22 protein-coding genes are annotated in these 18,965 nt (G+C 63.0%); 9 read left to right on the top strand and 13 right to left on the bottom strand.

All coding sequences use genetic code 11. From position 1 onward, the window contains the following. Positions 1–3 precede the first annotated feature (3 nt). Positions 4–947, bottom strand: a protein-coding gene (locus N7E70_RS07450) for an IS630 family transposase (protein WP_263005224.1) whose coding sequence is annotated in 2 segments (ribosomal slippage) — positions 4–611 and positions 611–947 — 945 coding nt in all. Because the reading frame shifts where the segments join, the coding sequence is not laid out codon by codon here. A 116-nt stretch (positions 948–1,063) separates the two neighbouring features. Here N7E70_RS07450 and N7E70_RS07445 point away from each other — a divergent pair. After that, positions 1,064–2,500 carry a sensor histidine kinase gene (locus tag N7E70_RS07445; RefSeq protein WP_263005971.1) on the top strand — a complete coding sequence of 479 codons (1,437 nt, stop codon included), beginning with the start codon at positions 1,064–1,066 and terminating at the stop codon, positions 2,498–2,500. A 12-nt stretch (positions 2,501–2,512) separates the two neighbouring features. Here the strand turns inward: N7E70_RS07445 and N7E70_RS07440 are convergent, their stop codons facing one another. Further along, positions 2,513–2,965: a hypothetical protein gene (locus N7E70_RS07440; RefSeq protein ID WP_263005970.1), complete on the bottom strand. Its 453-nt coding sequence runs from the start codon at positions 2,963–2,965 to the stop codon at positions 2,513–2,515. Between the two features lie 69 nt (positions 2,966–3,034). Continuing rightward, entirely contained in the window at positions 3,035–3,361 is a 327-nt protein-coding gene (locus N7E70_RS07435; RefSeq protein ID WP_067957331.1) for a DUF883 family protein, read from the bottom strand. A 121-nt stretch (positions 3,362–3,482) separates the two neighbouring features. On the opposite strand from N7E70_RS07435, the gene N7E70_RS07430 reads away from it, so the two are divergent. Next, positions 3,483–4,595 carry an AI-2E family transporter gene (locus N7E70_RS07430; protein ID WP_263005969.1) on the top strand — a complete coding sequence of 371 codons (1,113 nt, stop codon included), beginning with the start codon at positions 3,483–3,485 and terminating at the stop codon, positions 4,593–4,595. Between the two features lie 72 nt (positions 4,596–4,667). On the opposite strand, the gene N7E70_RS07425 is transcribed toward N7E70_RS07430, so the two are convergent. Next, positions 4,668–5,429: a Crp/Fnr family transcriptional regulator gene (locus tag N7E70_RS07425; RefSeq protein ID WP_067966099.1), complete on the bottom strand. Its 762-nt coding sequence runs from the start codon at positions 5,427–5,429 to the stop codon at positions 4,668–4,670. 147 nt (positions 5,430–5,576) lie between these two features. On the opposite strand from N7E70_RS07425, the gene N7E70_RS07420 reads away from it, so the two are divergent. Beyond that, entirely contained in the window at positions 5,577–5,960 is a 384-nt protein-coding gene (locus N7E70_RS07420) for a response regulator (RefSeq protein WP_263005968.1), read from the top strand. Here N7E70_RS07420 and N7E70_RS07415 read toward each other — a convergent pair. After that, positions 5,946–6,494 (bottom strand): RNA polymerase sigma factor, encoded by a 549-nt coding sequence (locus tag N7E70_RS07415; RefSeq protein ID WP_067957322.1) that lies wholly within the window; start codon positions 6,492–6,494, stop codon positions 5,946–5,948. The genes N7E70_RS07420 and N7E70_RS07415 overlap by 15 nt on opposite strands. 6 nt (positions 6,495–6,500) lie before the next feature. Then, positions 6,501–6,698 carry a NepR family anti-sigma factor gene (locus tag N7E70_RS07410; protein ID WP_154385735.1) on the bottom strand — a complete coding sequence of 66 codons (198 nt, stop codon included), beginning with the start codon at positions 6,696–6,698 and terminating at the stop codon, positions 6,501–6,503. A 195-nt stretch (positions 6,699–6,893) separates the two neighbouring features. On the opposite strand from N7E70_RS07410, the gene N7E70_RS07405 reads away from it, so the two are divergent. The 5 genes from N7E70_RS07405 to N7E70_RS07385 all read left to right on the top strand — a co-directional run bounded on the left by N7E70_RS07405 (position 6,894) and on the right by N7E70_RS07385 (position 9,934). Continuing rightward, positions 6,894–7,688: a response regulator gene (locus N7E70_RS07405; protein ID WP_067957319.1), complete on the top strand. Its 795-nt coding sequence runs from the start codon at positions 6,894–6,896 to the stop codon at positions 7,686–7,688. A 75-nt stretch (positions 7,689–7,763) separates the two neighbouring features. Next, positions 7,764–7,928, top strand: coding sequence for a DUF1328 domain-containing protein (locus N7E70_RS07400; protein ID WP_018429836.1), 165 nt, complete (start codon positions 7,764–7,766; stop codon positions 7,926–7,928). A 209-nt stretch (positions 7,929–8,137) separates the two neighbouring features. After that, positions 8,138–9,109 (top strand): sensor histidine kinase, encoded by a 972-nt coding sequence (locus tag N7E70_RS07395; RefSeq protein ID WP_331461904.1) that lies wholly within the window; start codon positions 8,138–8,140, stop codon positions 9,107–9,109. 98 nt (positions 9,110–9,207) lie between these two features. Continuing rightward, on the top strand, positions 9,208–9,528 hold the full coding sequence (locus N7E70_RS07390) for a hypothetical protein (RefSeq protein WP_263005967.1): 321 nt from the start codon (positions 9,208–9,210) through the stop codon (positions 9,526–9,528). Positions 9,529–9,688: 160 nt separating this feature from the next. Further along, positions 9,689–9,934 (top strand): YMGG-like glycine zipper-containing protein, encoded by a 246-nt coding sequence (locus N7E70_RS07385; protein ID WP_067957313.1) that lies wholly within the window; start codon positions 9,689–9,691, stop codon positions 9,932–9,934. 86 nt (positions 9,935–10,020) lie between these two features. On the opposite strand, the gene N7E70_RS07380 is transcribed toward N7E70_RS07385, so the two are convergent. The 4 genes from N7E70_RS07380 to xylF form a co-directional block, all read right to left on the bottom strand. Further along, on the bottom strand, positions 10,021–11,622 hold the full coding sequence (locus N7E70_RS07380) for a CHASE domain-containing protein (RefSeq protein ID WP_263005958.1): 1,602 nt from the start codon (positions 11,620–11,622) through the stop codon (positions 10,021–10,023). A gap of 120 nt (positions 11,623–11,742) precedes the next feature. Then, a complete protein-coding gene (locus tag N7E70_RS07375; protein WP_067957308.1) occupies positions 11,743–12,531 on the bottom strand; it encodes an ATP-binding cassette domain-containing protein in 789 nt (262 codons plus the stop codon). Between the two features lie 21 nt (positions 12,532–12,552). Then, the gene (locus N7E70_RS07370) at positions 12,553–13,905 is read right to left on the bottom strand and encodes a sugar ABC transporter permease (RefSeq protein WP_263005957.1); all 1,353 of its coding nucleotides are present in this window, start codon (positions 13,903–13,905) and stop codon (positions 12,553–12,555) included. A 140-nt stretch (positions 13,906–14,045) separates the two neighbouring features. Then, complete coding sequence (xylF, locus tag N7E70_RS07365; RefSeq protein WP_263005956.1) at positions 14,046–15,086, bottom strand: D-xylose ABC transporter substrate-binding protein; 1,041 nt, start codon at positions 15,084–15,086, stop codon at positions 14,046–14,048. Positions 15,087–15,335: 249 nt separating this feature from the next. On the opposite strand from xylF, the gene N7E70_RS07360 reads away from it, so the two are divergent. Then, a complete protein-coding gene (locus N7E70_RS07360) occupies positions 15,336–16,577 on the top strand; it encodes an ROK family protein (RefSeq protein WP_263005955.1) in 1,242 nt (413 codons plus the stop codon). Positions 16,578–16,603: 26 nt separating this feature from the next. On the opposite strand, the gene phoB is transcribed toward N7E70_RS07360, so the two are convergent. The 3 genes from phoB to pstB all read right to left on the bottom strand — a co-directional run bounded on the left by phoB (position 16,604) and on the right by pstB (position 18,956). Continuing rightward, positions 16,604–17,293, bottom strand: coding sequence for a phosphate regulon transcriptional regulator PhoB (gene phoB, locus N7E70_RS07355; protein ID WP_067957297.1), 690 nt, complete (start codon positions 17,291–17,293; stop codon positions 16,604–16,606). A 98-nt stretch (positions 17,294–17,391) separates the two neighbouring features. Then, positions 17,392–18,096, bottom strand: a complete 705-nt coding sequence (gene phoU / locus N7E70_RS07350; RefSeq protein ID WP_067957295.1) for a phosphate signaling complex protein PhoU — start codon at positions 18,094–18,096, stop codon at positions 17,392–17,394. 38 nt (positions 18,097–18,134) lie between these two features. Further along, positions 18,135–18,956 (bottom strand): phosphate ABC transporter ATP-binding protein PstB, encoded by an 822-nt coding sequence (gene pstB, locus N7E70_RS07345; protein WP_067957292.1) that lies wholly within the window; start codon positions 18,954–18,956, stop codon positions 18,135–18,137. Between the last annotated feature and the right edge of the window lie 9 nt (positions 18,957–18,965).

The following is an 18,965-nucleotide window of genomic DNA, read 5'->3' as shown; positions in this document are numbered from 1 at the left end:
TGTTTAATCTGGGTCATAGCCGGCTGCCTTGAAGTAGTTGGCGCATTCTGCGGGGGTGAAGAGTTCGATGACCGATCCGACCGCGTCCCACAGTGCCGCGATCGTTCTCTCGGCCTTTGCGCGCAGCAGAGCCTTGAGCTTCGAGAATGCGTTCTCGATGGGGTTGAAGTCGGGACTGTAGGGCGGCAGGTAGAGCAGTCTCGCGCCGGCAGCCTCGATCGCATCGCCAATGCCGGCAGCCTTGTGAGCGGGCAGATTGTCCATGATGACGACATCGCCGGGCTTGAGCGTCGGGACCAGTACTTGCTCGACATAGGCGAGGAACACGTTGCCGTTCATGGCGCCGTCGTAGACGAAGGGCGCGGTCATGCCTGTCAGCCGCAGCGCTCCGGTGAAGGTGGTGGTCTTCCAGTGGCCATGCGGCACACCGGCACGGCAACGCTCGCCGCGTGGCGCTCTTCCGCGCAGGCGGGCCATCTTGGTCGATAGTCCGGTTTCATCAATGAACACCAACTGCGCCGGCTCGAGGTCGAGTTGGCCGTCGAACCAGGCACGGCGGCGCATCAGGATGTCGGGGCGGTCCTGCTCCAATGCGTGCGCGGACTTTTTTTATACGTCCAGCCGCGCCGGCCAAGCCAGGCGCTCAGCGCGCTGCGGCTGATCCGCACCGACTGTTCCCCCTCCAGGCGAGCCACCATCTCGTTGAGCGTGATGTCCTTGTGCTCCTCGATCATCCCGACGATGAAGCCTTCATGCGCGTCGAGACTGGAAGCGCGGCGGCGGCCCTGCGGCCGCGGCGCCAGTTCGCCGATCTTCGCCCGCGCAATCCAGCGGATCGCACTCGATACGCCCACCCCGAACCGCGCCGCCGCCTTGCGCGCCGACATGCCTTCGTCTGAAGCCTTCAAGACCCGCAACCGAAGATCTCCGCTCAGTGCCTTCCCCATACTCCACCTCCATCGAGATAGATGTTGAATCAGCACCGAACGCGCCCGTCACTTCACAATCGATTCATCGATTGCGGGACGTGCTCTAGTTTCCCCAGGCCAAGAGGGATGGCCAAGTGCAAGACGACAGAAGCAATGCGAGCAACGACGCCGACGACAGCGCCGACGAGGCCCAAGGGCGCGCGCAGCGCGATCCTGATTTCGACCGGATGGCAAAGCTTGCAGCCGCCCTGATGTCGGCACCGGCAGCACTGCTCACCCTCGCCGACCAGGACGGACGACAGCTTGTCCAGGCGGACGTCGGACTGTCCTCCGCTCAGATCACTGAGGCACTGGATCTGGCGGAAGGGTTCCTCGCAAACGGCCCTGCCGAAGCAGTCAACCGTACACTTTTTCTGCATGCCGGCGCGCCAATCGTCATGTCAGGACGCACCTTCGGAGCACTGCTGGTGCTCGACAACGAACGGCGCCCTGCGCCCGATCCGGACAGGCAGGCGCAGTTGCAGGACGTCGCCGCCCTTGCGGGCAGCCTCGTCGTCCTGCGCGACCGCTCGCAAGCTGGCGCGCGCGCCGAGGCCGCGCTTGTGCATGCCGAAACCCGCCGCGCGATAGCACTTGAAGCCGCTGCCCTTGCCAGTTGGGTCTGGGATCCGCGCACCGGCATCGTCGAATGCGACACGCTGCTGCCCGAACTCTTCAACATGCCGCCGGCTGCAAAAATGCGGGCGCGCGACATCGTCGTTTCCATCGACCGTCGCGACATCGGCAAGACACGCAAGATTTTCCAGGAAGCGCTTGAGGGCAGCGACGACTATTCCGGCGAATACCGCATCCGCGGCTTCGACCCGCCGCGCTGGCTCGCCGCCCGCGGCCGCGTCGTCGAGCGTGACGCCGACGGCCGTCCGACGCTGGTCTTCGGCGTCAACTACGACATCACGGAGCGCCGCAGTGCCGAGGAGCGCCAGCGCCTGCTGTTGCGCGAGATCAATCACCGGGTCAAGAACACGCTAGCCACCGTGCAAGCGCTGGCCACCCAGACGGTGCGCCACGCCCGCGAGCCGCGTGAATTCCTCGACGCCTTCAGCCAGCGCCTGCGCGCGCTTGGCCTCGCCCACGGATTGTTGTCGGAATATGAATGGCGCGGCATCGGCATCCGTGACCTCGCGCGGCTGGAACTCTCGCCCTTCGACGACGATGACGCCCCGCGCATTTCAATCTCTGGCCCCGACGCGCTGCTCAGCCCTGATCAGACGCTGGGCCTAGCTTTGATCCTGCACGAGCTGGCCAGCAATGCGCTCAAATATGGCGCGCTATCTGCGCCGGGTGGCAGCGTTGTGGTGTCGTGGACAGTGACCAGCGACAAGCGGCTGGAGCTACAATGGACTGAAAGCGGCGGACCGGAGGTCGTCCCGCCGAGCCATCACGGTTTCGGCTCGATCCTCATCCGCCGCAGCCTGGCAAAGGTCATCTCCAGCGAGGTGACGCACGAATTTCCGAGCGAGGGCGTGCGTGCCCACATTTCGATGCCGCTAGGTGAAACGGCGGAAGCCTGACATCTGGCGGGCCTATTCGCCCGCCACGCCATCGCCGTCGTCCGGCTTGCGATTCTCGCGATAGATCGCATAGGCGGCCAGCGCCACCACCGGTCCCAGCAGCGCGCCGATGCCACCCTTGCTGCGCAGCAATGTCGGCAGCACTGCCATCACGGCCGTCGTACCCAGCGCCGCGATATCGGCGCGCCGGCGACGCTCGTCTTCGCGTGCCCGCGACCCGGCCATCAGCTTGTGCACGAGCAGGATCAACCCCGCCAGCAGCAGGAAACCGAGGCCAAAACCGATTGCCGCTTCGAGGTGACCAAATTTCTCAGCCGTCCAGATGAAGGCGGCGCCGACGAGAAAGCCCGCGCCGCATAGGCCAGCGATCCCGGCCGCCAGGTAGGCAGCCGCCGCGCGACGTGTCCGCCTCAGTGCCAAAGTCGTCTCGCCGGTCGCGAAACTCGCAATCAGTGATGCCAGCATATGTCCCCCGGCTTGTGCCTGAAAATTGCGCATCGCCGATCGAAGATCGGTTGATCTCCGATCGGCGCGCTAGCGCCGCGCCAGCAGCGCGACGAGAAAACCAACGCCGGCGGCGATGGCAAGCGACGTCACCGGCTTCTCGCGCACGGTGGTCATGATCTGGTCTTCGATGTCACGGGCATTGCTGCGCAACGCTTCGACGGCTGCGTCGCTTTGCGCCTTCATCTGCTCTGCCCCCAGCGCCGCGGCCCGCCGCGCAGCGCCGTAGCCATGTTCGCCGGTCGCCGCCAATTGCTTGGCCAACGCCTCGATATCGGCCTTCAATTGCTTGATGTCGGCCTCGAGGTCTGGCGTCGTCTTGGTGCCGTTGCCGGCCTTTCCTGCAGCTGCAGCCATGTCATTGCTCCTTGCGTTCGATGGGTCGAAACGCCTCATGCGCCTGTCGGTTCCGTCGTTCCAAGGAACCATCGCCGACCACCGGACGTTTTGCCAGCCTCATTCAGCTGGAAAATCTTCGATGCCAACTCGCACCATCAAGAAGGCGCCGACCGTGCGCCTTCCGCCGAAATCCAACTTCGAGATTCTTCTCACGCGCGGTGCACAGGTATCGATCATCTTCATCGGCATCGTCGTCACGGTGTTCGCCCTGCATGCCGGCGAGTTCATCCTCACGCCCATCGGCCTTGGCGTCGTCATCGGCCTGATGCTCGGCCCGCTTGCTTCGCGGCTTGAACGCTTCAAGGTGCCGCCGGCACTGTCGGCGGCGATCGTCGTCCTGCTGTTCATCGTCTCGGTCTGCGTCTTTGCGCTGCTGGTCAGCTCACCGCTCAGCTTCTGGCTCCAACGCCTGCCGCAGATCTGGTCTCAGCTCGCCACCCAGCTGGCTGACCTCAAGGGGCCGCTCGAGACCTTCAAGAGCATGCGCGACCAGCTGCGCCAGGTCACCGGCGGCGAAGGCGTATCGGTCTCGGTCGACGAAGGCATGGGCGTCGAGACGATGGCGACACTGGCGCCCGCGGTCATCGCCCAGATCCTGCTGTTCTTCGCCAGCCTCTATTTCTTCGTCGCCACGCGCGACCAGACCAGGATCGCCATCCTCAGGCTCTGCTTCAACCGTCGCCTGCGCTGGCGCGTCGCCCATATCTTCCGCGACGTCGAGCAACTGGTGTCGCAATATCTGCTGTCGATCACCGTCATCAACATCGCCGAGGGCATCACCGTCGGCATCGGCCTCTATCTGCTCGGCGTGCCCTCGGCGCCGCTGTGGGGCGCGCTCGCCATCCTCACCAATTTCGTCCCCTTCATCGGCCCGCTGGCCATGGTGGCGATCCTGTTCGCCGTCGGCTTGACCGAGTTCGACACGCTGGCTACGAGCCTGCTGCCGGTGATCCTTTATCTCGGCGTCAACACCGTCGAGGGCCAGTTCGTCACCCCGCTGGTCATCGGCAGGACGATGACGCTCAATCCCTTCGTCGTGCTGCTGGCACTGGCGTTCTGGATCTGGCTGTGGGGCGCCGTAGGCGGCTTCATCGCCATCCCGGCCTTGCTCGTCGGCTACGCCATCATCCGCAATGTGCTGCCCGGCGTGAACTGGGGCGTCGACGAACTCGACCGACAATACGGGCGCTAAGCGCAGTTCCAGGAAAAATGCGCCGCGTTTTCCCGTCCGGAATTGCGCAAGCACAAGAAGACAACGCTCCTGTCAAAGCAGAGGGCGGACACCTTCGTCGAGGCCGCCCCAGTTCGCCAGCGCCATCAATCCCTCGATGTCGAGCACCTTGCAGCCGCCATCGCGCCACTGCACGAGTTTGCGGTCGATCAGCTTGCGGATGGTCTTGTTGGTGTGGACCAGCGACAGTCCGAGCGTGTCGGCGACGTGCTGCTGGGTGATCGGAATCTCCACCTTGCCGGTCCCGTCCATGCCGACCTTCCGCGCCCTGCTGGCAATGAAGGCCAGCAAATAGGCGGCTCGCTCCAGGGCTGACCGGCGCCCGACACTCAACAGGTTCTCGTCGAGCATGCGCTCCTCGCGCGAGGCGATCCAGGTGATGTCGTAGGCCAGCCCCGGATAGCCGCGATAAAGCTCCATCAGCCTGTCGCGCTCGAACATGCACAAAAGCATCGGCGACAGCGCCTCCACCGAGTGCTGCATCTCGCCCATCAGGCTGCCCTGCAGGCCTATCATGTCGCCTGGCAGCACGTAGTTGAGAATCTGGCGGCGTCCGTCCTCCAGCAGCTTGTAGCGAAACCCCCATCCCGCCAGCACAGTGTAGAGATGGGCGCTGTTGCTGCCTTCGGAAAGCAGCGTCGCGCCCTTGTCGACGGACAGCTCGCCGCGCTTGAAGCTGCTGACGAAAGCCAGCTCGTCATTGTCGAACGGCCGGAAGGTCGGCAATGGCCTGAGCGGGCACTTCTCGCACGAAACCTGCCGCACAGTGTCGGTCGGAATGCCTTGCTCGGTCATGAATTCCTCCAGAAATGTCACCGGCAACGCCTTAATGGCGCCGAAGGTTCCTCACGGGTGCGCCGCTGCCGCAGCATGTCTTTTTTAAATGACAGCAGCCGCGACTGCCGTCATGTTCGGCTTCGATTCCATGGAGTGCCCCACGACGTGTCGAGCCCGCTTTCAGGACTGCGTATACTTGTTCTCGAAGACGAGGCGCTGATCGCACTCGACGTCGAGCAGCTTTGCAGGGACCACGGCGCCGGCGAAGTCGCCATCGCTGGCAATCTCCGCGAAGCACGTGAAATCTCCGCGCCCTTTGATGCCGCCATCATCGACGTCATGATCGGCGGCGAGCCGACCTTCGACTTCGCCCGCTCGCTGGAAGCGGCTGGCGTTCCGTTCGTATTCGCTTCTGGCTACGACAAGCTTGACGAGATCTTCATCGACTTCCCTGACGTGACCCTGGTGAGCAAGCCTTACGCCGGCGCCGATCTCATCGAGGCAGTCACCGAGAGCATTCGCAAGCGCGCGCGCTCAGCTGACAGTTGAGCCCATCACCTGGGCCGCGATCGCGTCGGGGCCGTAGTCGGCCTCGCCCGAGATGTCCAGGATCTCCTGCAGCCTGTTGCGGGCGCGGCTGACCCGGCTCTTGATGGTGCCGACGGCACAGCCGCAGATTTCCGCCGCCTCTTCATAGGAAAAGCCCGACGCGCCGATCAGGATGATAGCCTCGCGCTGGTCTTCCGGCAGTTGCTCGAGCGCCTTGCGGAAATCGTCGAGATCAAGTCGGCCGGGCTGGCTCGGATGCACGGCGAGCCGTGCGGTCAGAAGGCCGTCGCTGTCCTGCACCTCGCGGCCACGCTTGCGCATCTGCGAATAGAACTCATTGCGCAGGATGGTGAACAGCCACGCCTTGAGGTTGGTGCCGGGCTGAAAGCTCGACTGCTTGTCCCACGCCTTGACCAGCGTTTCCTGGACAAGGTCGTCGGCCCTGTCGGCGTTCTGCGACAGCGACATGGCGAAAGCGCGCAGGCCAGGAATGGTCGCGAGCAGGTCGCCCTTGAAACCTTGGGAAGCTGCCATGCCCGGTCAGTCCTTCTGCTGCTCAGGTTCGGCTTGTTCCAGCTGGCTCAACAGCTGGGCAAATCGATCCGGCACCTCGTCGGACACCAGTTCATCGTAATATTGCTTGAGCTTGCGGCCGATTTCTGAATTTGCCCCAAGGGGCTCACCGTCGCGAAGACGGTTCGGCCTGGCGCTGGCTGCGCCACTTGTCTGCCTTGTCATATGCTTGCTTTGCCCTTTTGCCCCGTCGGACGTCCCGCCCCAAACGGCGCGCAACAACCTTTGCGGTTTATCGAATTTTGCACCCAACTCCTCAAATGCGGATAGGTTCCACAAAAGAGGAACTTTTGCACAGACCAAGCGTTGTGTGTCGCTTCACAACAGTTTCAGCAACGTCACATGAGGGAGACGTCGACCATGACATTATCCACGAGAATTGCCCCCCACCTGCCTTATCTCCGTCGCTTCTCGCGTGCGGTGGCAGGTTCCCAGGAGAGCGGCGATGCGCTGGTGGCTGCGATGCTCGAAGCACTGATCGATGACATCGATGTGTTCCCGTCCGCTTCCAACGATCGCATTGCGCTCTACAAGATATTTGCCCGTCTTTTCACCTCAGTCTCCATCCGCGTTCCCCAGGATGGCCCGAGCCTGGCCTGGGAAAAGCGCGCCGCCGCCAATCTCTCCGCACTCTCGCCGCGTCCGCGCCAGGCATTCCTTCTGGTTGCCGTTGAAGGTTTCAACGAGGCTGAAGCTGCCGAAGTGCTCGACGCCGACGAGGAAGAGTTCACCAAGCTGCTCCATGAAGCGAGCGGCGAAATCTCGCGCCAGGTCGCGACCGACATCCTGATCATCGAGGACGAACCACTGATCGCCATGGACATCGAGGAGATGGTGGAGAGCCTCGGCCACCGCGTCGTCGGCACGGCGCGCACCCGTGCGGAAGCGATAGCGCTGTTCAAGCGGACGCGCCCGAAGATGATCCTGGCCGACATCCAGCTCGCGGACGGCAGCTCGGGCATCGACGCCGTCAACGAGATGCTGTCGTCAGCGCCGTTGCCTGTGATCTTCATCACCGCCTTCCCCGAGCGCCTGCTGACCGGCGAGCGCCCCGAGCCGGCCTTCCTCGTCACCAAGCCGTTCAACCCTGAAATGGTCAAGGCGCTGATAAGTCAGGCATTGTTCTTTGACAGACAGGCAAAGGCTGCGGCATAGGGCTTTTTGGCCTCGCCTCAGGGAACCATCCTTGCGGCGGCACGTTTTTCATTCATCATTTGAAGGAGATAGATCATGCTGTATTGGGCGCTCGTATTCCTTGTCGTCGCGATTATCGCCGGCGCCCTCGGCTTCGGCGGTATCGCCGGAACTTCTGCCGGCATCGCGCAAATCTTGTTCTTCATCTTCCTGGCGTTTCTTGTCATCTCGCTCATTGCGGGCCTGTTCAGGCGCGCGTGATGACGTCGGTAACATGAAGAACCAACCCGAGACTGGAAGCCGGCCCCCTCAGTCGGAGTCCAGCGCCGCCGGGTAGCGCTCAGCACTGACGCGTTACCCGGCGGTCCCATTTGGTTCCAGTCGAAATCATTCGGCTGAACCGCAAGAAGCAGAGCAAAGGCTCTCGTGGCATGGCCAATCCCTCAGCATCAATGGGACCGAGCTCACGATTGGACGCCGCTCTTCTCCACGTCTCCCGCAATGCCGGCATCGCCGTGCTTTACCAGGATCACACCCTGCAGACAGTGTGGTCACACAATCTGCAGCCGCCTTGGGCGGAGGTGCTGGAAGAGCAGTCCGGGACGGCCAACTCCCTGCCGCAACAGCAGGCCGACCGGCTCGTGGCTGCAAAGAAGAACGTCCTTGCCACCGGCAATTCGGACGGGCTCGAGGTCAGCATCGCCGACAACTCGGCAGGCATGCGTTGGTACGATGTCTGTATCGACGCCGACCATTCGTCGAGCGGCCAGGTCCAGGGTGTCGTCGTCACCGTCATCGAAACCACAGAGCAGAAGCGGCGCGAGCAAACGCTGAAGGCGCTGCTGCGCGAGGTCAGCCACCGCTCCAAGAACCTGCTTGCCATCATCCAGAGCATTGCCAGCCAGACCGGTCACTATTCCGGCTCCATCGACGTCTTCCTCGAGCGTTTTCGCGGCCGGCTGCAGTCGCTCGCCTCGTCGCAGGATCTGGTCACGTCGTCGAACTGGCGCGGCGCAGGCTTTCGCGAACTCGTAATCGGCCAGGTCAAACGCTACAGTAGCGACACCGAGCATGCCGTCCACATCCTTGGCGAGGATCCCTATCTCACCCCCAATGCCGCCCTGCATATCGGTCTTGCCGTGCACGAGCTGGCGGTCAATTCAGTGAGCTTTGGCGCGCTTTCGCGTGCAGACGGTCACGTCGAGGTGACGGCCAGCAGGGTGTCCGGTCCCGATGGCGAAGGGCAGTTGGCGCTGCATTGGTCGGAGGCAATCGGCCCGACTGCCGACGCGACGACACGCAAGAAGCGCTTCGGCTCGGTCGCGCTCGAGCGCGTCGTCCCGGCGGCGCTGAGCGGCAGTGCCGTACTCGAAATCGGCGTCGACAGGCTGCAATACCGTCTCCTCATGCCCCAGGCGAACTTCGAAATCGACAGGGATTAGCCGTCGCCACATGACACCGGAGATTCAAACGGTTTAGCTCGATTGGATCACGGAACTTTTGCCCGCCACCCGCCGTTTCTTGGCCGAGGTGGTTTGTCATGGAACACATCGCAGCGTTTCTGTTGGTCGTTTCCTGCTCGCAGGATTTGTCGGGTTGCCGCGAGACACCGGCGCCAGCGCCCTTGTTCGAGGCATATGACGCCTGCCAGGCCGAGTTGCCGAAGGTTCTGACCGCGTTCACATCGCGCGACAGACGCGCCTTTGCCAAATGCCTCGAGGTCGATCCCGCGCTCGAGGACGACTACGACCAACTGACCTGGAATGTGCTGCCCAACGGTATGCTCGAAGCGTCGCTGTCGGTTTCGAGCGTCGTCGTCGCGGCGGATGCGGCGAGCGGCAAGCCGGCCTATCTCCACTGATGCGCAAGCGTATCAGCCTGTCCCCTTCAGACCGAGGAGCCGACATCATGCGGATACGCTAAGCCGTTGAATTGATGCGGCGAGCGGAAAAACGATTCCGATTTTTGGACCGATACGCTAAGTATTCACCGGGCGATGTTAAAGTGAGAGGACTGACCACATGAAGAAGCTTATCCTTGTCGTTGCAGCCGTCGTTGCAATCTCAGGCTGCACGACGACCGAGCGCGACGTAGCCACCGGCACGGGCGTAGGTGCTGTTGCCGGCGCTCTCATCGGCGGCGGCCGGGGCGCACTCATCGGCGGTGCCGTCGGCGCGGCCTCGGGCCTGCTGGTCCGCAACCTGCGCAATGGCTACTGCGAATACCGCAACAGCCGTGGCCAGATCTACACAGCGCGCTGCCGCTAAACGGCTTTGCAGACAAAACCCGGCGAAGGCTCTGGCCTCGCCGGGTATTTCTTTGTGAACCGGGCTTCTTGCCGATGTCGCGGCGTTCAGCCGCGATAGGGTATGTCGATCTCCACCAGCAGTCCGTCCTTGGCGTAGCGGCGCATGATCTTGCCATCGAGCTCGCGGGTGATGTTCATGTCGATAAGCTTGGTGCCAAAGCCGGTCCTCTCAGGCTCCGATACGCCATTGCCGTTGCGTTCGGCCCAATTGAGCACCAGCCGCCGTTTCTTGCCCTGGCCGTTCATGCGCCAGTTCACCTTCAGGCCGCCAACCGAGTTGTCGCCGTCGCCATATTTCAACGCGTTGGTCGCAAGCTCATGGAAGGTCAGCCCAAGTGCCTGCGTCGTCGTCTCGTCCAGTTCGACCGTCGGACCATTCATCATGTCCTCCGGCAATTCCTTGCCGAACACCTGGCCCAACTCGATGCGCAGCAATTCGCTGAGATCGGCCTTTTGCCAGCGCGAGCGTGTCAGCATGTCCTGCGATGCTGCCATTGCCTGAAGCCGCGCCGAGAAGGACGACGAGAAGTCATTGATGTTCTCGGAGTGCGCCGCGGTCTGCCGCGCCATCGCCAGCACGCGGGCAATCGAGTTCTTGATGCGATGCTTCATTTCCTGAAGCATCAGGTCCTTTTCCAGCAGGCTCTTCTCGGTCGTCTCGTGCAACTGCGCCGCGGCTTCATAGGCGCGCTGCTGATAGCGCGCGACAAGCGCGATCGCACCCGCCAGCACGAGACCGAAAACCCCGAGCATCAGCGGCGCGGCACGCGGCGATGGCGGCGCAAACGCTGTGCTCGGCCTGAAATTGACGGTCCATCTGCGGCCGGCGACATTGGCCTCGCGCGTCACCGAAAACTCGTTGCCATAGCTGGGATCGGGTGGCACCTGCGAGCGGAACAAAAGCGTGTCATCGCCCATCGTCCCGTCGAATACCTCCACCGCCACCGGCAGTAGCGGCGCCTTGCCGAGTGCTGCCTGGAAAAGCTCCGATGTGCGGAAGGCGACATAGAGAAAACCAGCGGGTGCCGGACCTTCTGCCGCCGGGCGGTCGACGCGTGAAAGCACCAGGATCCCGGGCTGCTTCTCGTTGTCGCCCTGGCCGAGCAGCACCCTGCCCGTCGCCCTGGGTTCGCCCTGGGCCGCCATTGCCGATTCGATGGCGGGCCGGCGCAGCGGGTCGGTTGCCATATCGTAGCCCATCGCATCGAGGCTGGCCTTGCTCATCGGCTCGAACAGCACGATGGGCGTCCGCCAGTTCAGCGTCGTCTCAGGAAACAGCGCCCGGTCGATGCCGTAGCCGTCCTTCAGTTCGCGCATGACCGTCTCGCTCTGGCTGGTCTCGATCAGCCTGAGGAAGCCTATGCCGCGCAGGCTGGGGAAATTCTTCTCCGCATCGAGCGAAGCGAAATAGTCGCGGAACTGGTCGCGCGAAAGATGGCCCTTCTGCGCCACGAACATCGCTTGCGTCGCATGCAGCAAGGCAAAGTCGAATTCCAGCCTGCCCTCGATGCGGTTGAGCGCGTCGTCGGCGACGGACTGGAACTTGATCCGCGCCGCCTCCACGGTCGCCAGATACACGAGCCCGGCCATCGTCAGGCTGACGAGGGTCACGGCGATAAAGATCAGACTGGGGAAGTACTTTCTCAATTCCGGCTGGCTCGCGTCACCCACGCACCATTAAAGCACGATCGCGCAAAGGTGAAACTGCTTTTCGCGATCGTGCATTGAGCCAGACGTGCGGCCTGCCTGAGCCGGCAAAGGGCCTGTTCAGGCAGCGATCTGCATTGCCCCCGGTCCGGGCGTTGCGCCAGGCGGACACTTGCCGAGAATGATCATGCCCAACACCTCATCCTTGGTCACGTCCTCGGTGCGGGCCGTGCCGACGACCTGGCCGTTCTTCATCACGCAGACACGGTCGGCGAGATCGAACACGTCGTGGATGTCGTGGCTGATGAGAAAGATGCCGATGCCATCGGCCTTGAGCTGCTTGACCAGTTCGCCGACCTGCGCCGTCTCCTGTGGTCCAAGGGCTGCCGTCGGCTCGTCCATGATCAGTATGCGGGCATTGAACAGGATGGCACGTGCGATCGCCACAGACTGACGCTGGCCACCGGAGAGTTTGCTGACCGGCTCCTTGAAGCGCTGGAAGCGCGGGTTGAGCCGGCCCATCACCTTGCGCGCCTCGGCTTCCATGGCGACGTCGTCGAGCGTGCCATAGGCGGTCATGATCTCGCGTCCGAGGAATAGGTTGGCGGCGGCATCGACATTGTCGGCCAGCGCCAATGTCTGGTAGATCGTCTCGATGCCGTATTTCTTGGCGTCGCGCGGGTTGGAGATCGCGGCCTCCTCGCCCCGGACCATGATGGTGCCGGCGTCGCGCTTGTAGGCACCCGACAGGATCTTGATCAGCGTCGACTTGCCGGCACCATTGTGACCGAGCAGCGCCACCACTTCACCGGGATAGAGGTCGACCGAAGCATCGTCGACGGCACGGATGCCGCCGAAGGCGATGGAGATGTTCTTTAGGTCGACGAGCGGGATACGGGTCTGTTCCATGATCTTGGCTCCCGGATTTCGTTAGACGCGCTTGCGATAGAGCGTGTCGAGCCAGACGGCCACGACCAGCACCAGGCCAACGACGATGTTCTGCAGCGGTGTGTCGATGTTGAGCAGCACCATGCCCGACTGCAATGACTGCATCAGAAGCGCACCCAGCATGGCACCGGCAACGGTGCCGGAGCCACCGGCGAGCGAGGTGCCGCCAATGACCGCTGCCGCGATGACCAGCAGTTCGTCCAGGGTACCGAGCGAGTTGGTAGCCGAGTTCAGGCGAGCACTGGAGACTGCCGCCGAGATCGCCGCCAGCACGCCCATGATCATGAACACCTTCATGGTGATCCAGCGCGTGTTGATACCGGCGAGGTTGGCTGCTTCCGGGTTACCGCCGATGGCGAAGACATAGCGGCCAAAGCGTGTGCGGTTGGTGACGAAGGTCATGACGATGCCCACGGCCACCGCGATCAGGACGGGAATGGCGATGCCATGGGCGATGAACAGGCCGCCTTCAGGGATGGTAATGCCGTTGGCCTCGGCGTAGCGACGCACGATACCGATCGGCCAAGGGTAGGAGTTGGCGATCCAGATCGCGCCAAGGATGACCCCGCAGGTAACGGCGCCGAGAAATGCCTCTGCCCAGACTGGCCGCAGCGGAAACTTGAAGCGCTTGCGTTGCTGGCGGCCACGCAGCAGCAGGAACACCACAGCCAGGCATGCGACAAGGCCGACGATCCAACTCCACGTCGCTCCGATGGCGCCCTGCGGACCACCACCCATGAGCTGGAAGGTGGCATCGAGCGGCGCGATCGTCTGGCCTGACGTGACCCACCAGGCCGCCCCGCGCCAGATCAGCAATCCGCCCAGCGTCACGATGAAGGCAGGAACCTCCATGTAGGCGATGACGAAACCTTGCAGCGCGCCTATCATCAGACCAAGCGCAATACCAATGGCAAGTGCCAACGCCCAGATCCACGGATTACCAAGTTCGAGACCGACGGCTTTGACCAGGAAATGCACCTGGGCAAAGCCCATCACCATGCCGATCAGGCCTTCGGCCGACCCGACCGACAGGTCGATATTGCGCATGACGATAACCAGCACCATGCCGGTCGCCATAATCGCCACGGCAGACGCTTGCACCGACAGGTTCCACAGATTGCGAGCGGTTAGGAAGGTGCGGCTGTCGAATTCGAACGGGTTGACGCCAAGGCGCAAGCTCGAAATCACCTGCAGCCCGACCCAGATCAGGAGCAGCGCACCGACCATGCCGAGCATGCGCGTATCGATCTCGGTTGCCTTGAGAAAACGTCCGACCGGGCTGAGTTCGGTCGTTCGCGCTCGGTCTGCCGGCGCGTTGGTTGTCGTGTCTGTCATTGTTACCTCCCGACCGGATAGCCGTCTAAGCGGCAGCCGGTGTGCGCATGATAGGGTCAATCCGCCATGTCATGAAGCGGGCGCTTTTGAAAAACGCCGCGGGCAAGCCGCGGCGTTTGACCGACCGGATCGAACCGATCTCAGTTGCAGGCTGCGACCGAACCGGCCGCCACGCCCTGGCAGACCACGTCCTTGCCAACCCAGCCGGCGTCGATGACGACGTTGAGGTTGTCCTTGGTGATCGGAACAGGCGTCAGGAAGACCGAGTTCAGCTCGAGGCCGCCAGGCGTCTTGAACTTGGTGACGTTGGCGATCTCTTCCATCTTCTTGCCATCGGCGAGCTGCGAGGCGATTTCGGCGGCGTTCTTGCCGAGCTCGCGCGCGTCCTTCCACACCGAGACGGTCTGAGTGCCGAGCGCGATGCGGTTCAGCGCGGCATGGTCGCCGTCCTGGCCCGACACCGGCACCGAGCCGGCAAGGCCCTGTGCCTGAAGCGCTGCGATCGCGCCGCCGGCGGTGCCGTCGTTCGAAGCCACGACCGCGTCGATCTTGTTGTCGTTGGCGGTCAGGAACTGTTCCATGTTCTTCTGGGCATTGGCCGGCAGCCAGCCATCGGTATAGGCCTCGCCGACATTCTTGATCTTGCCGGCGTCGACGGCCTCCTTGAGCACTTCCATCTGCCCGGCGAACAGGAAGTCGGCGTTCGGATCTGCACCGCTGCCCTTGATGAAGACGTAGTTGCCTTCAGGCTTGGCGGCGAACACGCCCTTGGCCTGCATGCGGCCGACTTCCTTGTTGTCGAAGGTCAGGTAGAAGGCGTCCTTGTTCTCGATCAGGCGGTCGTAGCCGACAACAGGAATGCCTTCGGCGACGGCCTTGTCGACAGCCGGTCCGATGGCCGAGGCGTCCTGAGCGAGGATGATCAGGGCGTTGGCGCCCTGCGAGATCAGGCTTTCGACGTCGGTCAGCTGCTTGGCCGGCGACGACTGCGCGTCAGCCGAGATGTACTTGTCGCCGGCGGCCTCGATGGCGGCCTTCATGGCGGCTTCGTCGGTCTTCCAGCGCTCTTCCTGGAAGTTCGACCAGGAGACGCCGATGACCTTGTCCTTTGCCGAAGTCACTGCCGTAAGCGACAGAGTCATGGCAACGCCCGCCAGGATGGCGGTGGTAAACTTTTTCATTATTTCCTCCCTGCGCCCAATGGGCGCGCCTACTTCGCGATAGCCCTTGGAGAAGCTCTTTTTTTCGAGCCTCGAAAAAATACTGACTCAATGCCCGGCCACTGTCAACATGGTTTCGCGAGCGCTCCTTATTTTTTTCGGAGCCCGAAATAAATAGAGACATTTGGCGCTGGCTCTGTCACAATCACTTGGCGCGTAAGGGACTGCCGCTTAAGAAGGGCAGCGCTTCGCCGGGAGGAAGACGAGCACATGTCGGTCGGCATACGTCACGACGATCTGAGACGGCGCAACCGCGCCATGGTTATATCCGCGGTTCGCCGAGCCAGCCAGCCATCGCGCACCGAAATCGCCGCCACCACCGGCCTCAGCCATTCGACGATCTCGACTATTTCCTCCGATCTCATATCAGAAGGCATCCTTGCCGAGGCCAAGTTCAGCGAACCCGTCTCCATGAAACGGGGGCGGCCGCAGGTCGGGTTGATGCTCGATGCCGACGCTGCGTCTGTCGTTGCGGTCGTGCTCTCGCTCAACAGCCTGTCCGCCGCCATCATCGACTATGCCGGCAACACCGTGACCGAAGAGACCCGGCGGCTTGTCACGCAGCAGATGCCTGCCGAGGCGCTGGTCGACGAATGCGTCGGAATGGTCCGGCGCCTGATCGACAGGGCCGGCACTTCGGGCGGCGCCGTTCTACGCATCGCCATCGCCGTCCAGGGCATCACCGACGCCGCCTCGCGCAAGCTGTTGTGGTCTCCGATCACCCGCTACGACGACATCCCCTTCGCCGACCGGCTGGAGCAGGAGTTCGGCGTACCTGTTTCGGTCGAGAACGACTGCAACATGATCGCCGAGGCCCTCCGCTGGCGAGATCCGATGCGTTATCGCGACGACTTCATCGCCATCCTGCTCTCGCACGGCATCGGCATGGGCCTCGTCATCAAGGGCGAGCTGTTCACCGGCACGCAGTCGTCGGGTGCCGAGTTCGGCCACATGATCCATCGCCCGGACGGCGCGCTTTGTCGCTGCGGCCGCCGCGGCTGCATCGAGGCCTATGCCGGCAACTACGCCATCTGGCGCAACGCAAGGGTTGGCGACGAAAATGCCGAGCCGCTGGCCGACCTGTCCGACGACGACATCAGGGCCGTGGCCGATGCGGCACGTGACCATGATGGCCCCGAACGCGAGGCCTTCCGCAAGGCCGGCGAAGCCATCGGCTTTGGTCTCGGCTCGATGTTTGCGCTGTTCGACCCCGCCCCCCTCGCCTTCGTCGGCGTCGGCGCAACCGCCTTCGACATCATGGAGCCACATGTGCGCGCGGCCATCGCCAAGACGGCGGGCGGGCTGCACTCGAAGGCGATCTCCTTCGACACCGAACCCAACGAGGTTCCACTCAAACGCGAGGGCGCGATGATGCGCGCGCTGCTTGCCGTTGATCAGGAGATCATTGCCGCAGGCACGGCTCCACGCCGTGCCGGTGCCGACGTCGCCTAGCTGAGCGGAAAAGAGCCCGAAGCGGCTCAGTCCTCGCGGATGGCGTAGCCGGCACCGCGGATGGTCCGGATCACGTCAGGCATGCGGCCGTTGTTGACCGCCTTGCGCAGGCGCCCGACATGCACGTCAACGGTGCGCTCATCGATATAGATCGTCTCGCCCCAGACATTGTCGAGCAACTGGCTGCGCGAGAACACGCGGCCCGGGTGCCGCATCATGAATTCGAGCAAGCGGAATTCGGTCGGCCCGAGCTTGATCTCGCTCTTCTTGCGGTAGACGCGGTGCGACTCGCGGTCGAGCATGATGTCGCCGACCTTGAGCACCGAGGACAACACCTCGGGTTTGGCCCGGCGCAGCAGCGCCTTGACGCGCGCCATGAATTCCGGCGTCGAGAACGGCTTGACCAGATAATCGTCGGCACCGGTCGAAAGGCCACGCACCCTGTCGCTTTCCTCGCCCCGCGCCGTCAGCATGATGATCGGCAGGCGTTCGGTGTCGGGACGCATCCTGAGCCGGCGGCACAGTTCGATACCCGACAGCGCCGGCACCATCCAGTCGAGCACCAGCAGGTCGGGCACGTTTTCCTGGAGCCGGATCTCGGCCTCGTCGCCACGCGTGACGACCTCGACCTGATAGCCTTCGGATTCGAGATTGTAGCGAAGCAGCACGCCCAGCGGCTCTTCGTCTTCGACGACCATGACCTTGGGAGCGATCATTGGCTATACCTTGTCCTTGCGCATGGCCGCTTCTGGACCATGCGCTGATTTAACCTATGCAGCGCCCCCGCGCCAAACGCATGCGGTTGCGGAAATGCTCAGGCCGGAACCGTCGTCGTGGTCTCGTCGACCTTGGGCCGGTTCAGCGGCAGCTGCGTACCCGTCACGACGAAATAGGCGTTCTCGGCGATGTTGGTGACATGGTCGCCGATGCGCTCGAGGTTCTTGGCGCAGAACAGCAGATGCGTGCAGGCCGTGATGTTGCGCGGATCTTCCATCATGTAGGTCAGGAGTTCGCGGAACACGGCGGTGTACTGGATGTCGATCTTCTGGTCGTCGGCGCGCAGATCCTTCAGGCCCTCGGCCTGACGCGCGACATAGAGATCGACGACGCCGCGAACCTGGCCAAGCACCAGCTGCGCCATCGCATCGATCGAATGCGAGAGATTGCGCGGGGTCGGCGACTGGCCGACGGCGCCGACCCGCTTGGCAATGTTCTTGGCGAGGTCGCCGATGCGCTCGAGGTCACCCGCCATGCGGATGGCACCGACCACGGCGCGCAAATCCTGCGCCATCGGCTGGCGCTTGGCGATCAGCGTGATCGCCGAATTGTCGAGATCGCGCTGCTTGGCGTCCATGATCGTATCGTCGGCAACGACGTTTTGCGCCAGTGCCTGGTCGGACGTGAGAAGCGCGCGGATGGCGCCGGCCACCATTGCGCCGGAAAGATCGCCCATGTCGCGGATGAGCTGGTCGACGTGCTGAAGTTCTTCGTCGAAGGACCGGACTGTATGTTCGCCCATGATTTCTTCCTCGTATCGTGTGCCGCGACGAAACCCACTCAGCCGAAGCGGCCGGTGATGTAGTCCTGCGTCCGCTTGTCGTCGGGGTTGGTGAACATCTTGTCGGTCGGGCCTTCCTCGACGAGATAGCCGAGGTGGAACATCGCCGTGCGCTGCGACACGCGCGCCGCCTGCTGCATCGAGTGCGTGACGATGACGATCGTGTAGTTCTCGCGCAGTTCGTCGATCAGCTCCTCGACCTTGGCGGTGGCGATAGGGTCGAGCGCCGAACACGGCTCGTCCATCAGGATCACCTCGGGCGAAACGGCGATGGCGCGCGCGATGCACAGGCGCTGCTGCTGCCCGCCCGACAGGCCGGTGCCGGACTCAGTCAGACGATCCTTGACCTCGTTCCAAAGTGCCGCCTTCTTCAAGCTGGACTCGACAACCGCGTCGAGCTCGGCCTTGCTGCGCGTCAAGCCATGAATCTTCGGGCCGTAAGCGACATTCTCGTAGATCGACTTCGGGAACGGGTTCGGCTTCTGGAACACCATGCCGACGCGGGCACGCAGTTCGACGACATCGATCTTGGGATCGTAGATGTCTTCATTGTCGAGCGTGATCTTGCCGCCGACGCGAGCGCTGTCGATGGTGTCGTTCATGCGGTTGAGACAGCGCAGGAAGGTCGACTTGCCGCAGCCCGACGGGCCGATCAGCGCCGTCACCTGGTGCTCCCGGATATTTAGATCGACGCCGAACAACGCCTGCTTCTCGCCGTAGTGCACGATGACCTTGTCACCGCGCATTTTGATGGCTTCGTTTGGCTTGTTCATCTCGGAGCTCACTACCTCTTCGAGGGTCTTTTCGGTCATGATGTTCATAGCAAGATG

The sequence above is a fragment of the Aminobacter sp. NyZ550 genome, assembly GCF_025628925.2.
GTDB classification, from domain to species: Bacteria; Pseudomonadota; Alphaproteobacteria; order Rhizobiales; family Rhizobiaceae; genus Aminobacter; species Aminobacter ciceronei.
Note: the sequence above shows the minus strand (reverse complement) of the source record. Positions and strands in the feature narration are given on the sequence as shown.

What these genes read in the sequence shown, in the direction of transcription:
- N7E70_RS07440 (WP_263005970.1), bottom strand. Translation starts at nt 2,965, where the DNA reads ATGCTGGCATCACTGATTGCGAGTTTCGCGACCGGCGAGACGACTTTG.
- N7E70_RS07435 (WP_067957331.1), bottom strand. Translation starts at nt 3,361, where the DNA reads ATGGCTGCAGCTGCAGGAAAGGCCGGCAACGGCACCAAGACGACGCCA.
- N7E70_RS07430 (WP_263005969.1), top strand. Translation starts at nt 3,483, where the DNA reads ATGCCAACTCGCACCATCAAGAAGGCGCCGACCGTGCGCCTTCCGCCG.
- N7E70_RS07425 (WP_067966099.1), bottom strand. Translation starts at nt 5,429, where the DNA reads ATGACCGAGCAAGGCATTCCGACCGACACTGTGCGGCAGGTTTCGTGC.
- N7E70_RS07415 (WP_067957322.1), bottom strand. Translation starts at nt 6,494, where the DNA reads ATGGCAGCTTCCCAAGGTTTCAAGGGCGACCTGCTCGCGACCATTCCT.
- N7E70_RS07410 (WP_154385735.1), bottom strand. Translation starts at nt 6,698, where the DNA reads ATGACAAGGCAGACAAGTGGCGCAGCCAGCGCCAGGCCGAACCGTCTT.
- N7E70_RS07405 (WP_067957319.1), top strand. Translation starts at nt 6,894, where the DNA reads ATGACATTATCCACGAGAATTGCCCCCCACCTGCCTTATCTCCGTCGC.
- N7E70_RS07400 (WP_018429836.1), top strand. Translation starts at nt 7,764, where the DNA reads ATGCTGTATTGGGCGCTCGTATTCCTTGTCGTCGCGATTATCGCCGGC.
- N7E70_RS07390 (WP_263005967.1), top strand. Translation starts at nt 9,208, where the DNA reads ATGGAACACATCGCAGCGTTTCTGTTGGTCGTTTCCTGCTCGCAGGAT.
- N7E70_RS07385 (WP_067957313.1), top strand. Translation starts at nt 9,689, where the DNA reads ATGAAGAAGCTTATCCTTGTCGTTGCAGCCGTCGTTGCAATCTCAGGC.
- N7E70_RS07375 (WP_067957308.1), bottom strand. Translation starts at nt 12,531, where the DNA reads ATGGAACAGACCCGTATCCCGCTCGTCGACCTAAAGAACATCTCCATC.
- N7E70_RS07370 (WP_263005957.1), bottom strand. Translation starts at nt 13,905, where the DNA reads ATGACAGACACGACAACCAACGCGCCGGCAGACCGAGCGCGAACGACC.
- xylF (WP_263005956.1), bottom strand. Translation starts at nt 15,086, where the DNA reads ATGAAAAAGTTTACCACCGCCATCCTGGCGGGCGTTGCCATGACTCTG.
- N7E70_RS07360 (WP_263005955.1), top strand. Translation starts at nt 15,336, where the DNA reads ATGTCGGTCGGCATACGTCACGACGATCTGAGACGGCGCAACCGCGCC.
- phoB (WP_067957297.1), bottom strand. Translation starts at nt 17,293, where the DNA reads ATGATCGCTCCCAAGGTCATGGTCGTCGAAGACGAAGAGCCGCTGGGC.
- phoU (WP_067957295.1), bottom strand. Translation starts at nt 18,096, where the DNA reads ATGGGCGAACATACAGTCCGGTCCTTCGACGAAGAACTTCAGCACGTC.
- pstB (WP_067957292.1), bottom strand. Translation starts at nt 18,956, where the DNA reads ATGAACATCATGACCGAAAAGACCCTCGAAGAGGTAGTGAGCTCCGAG.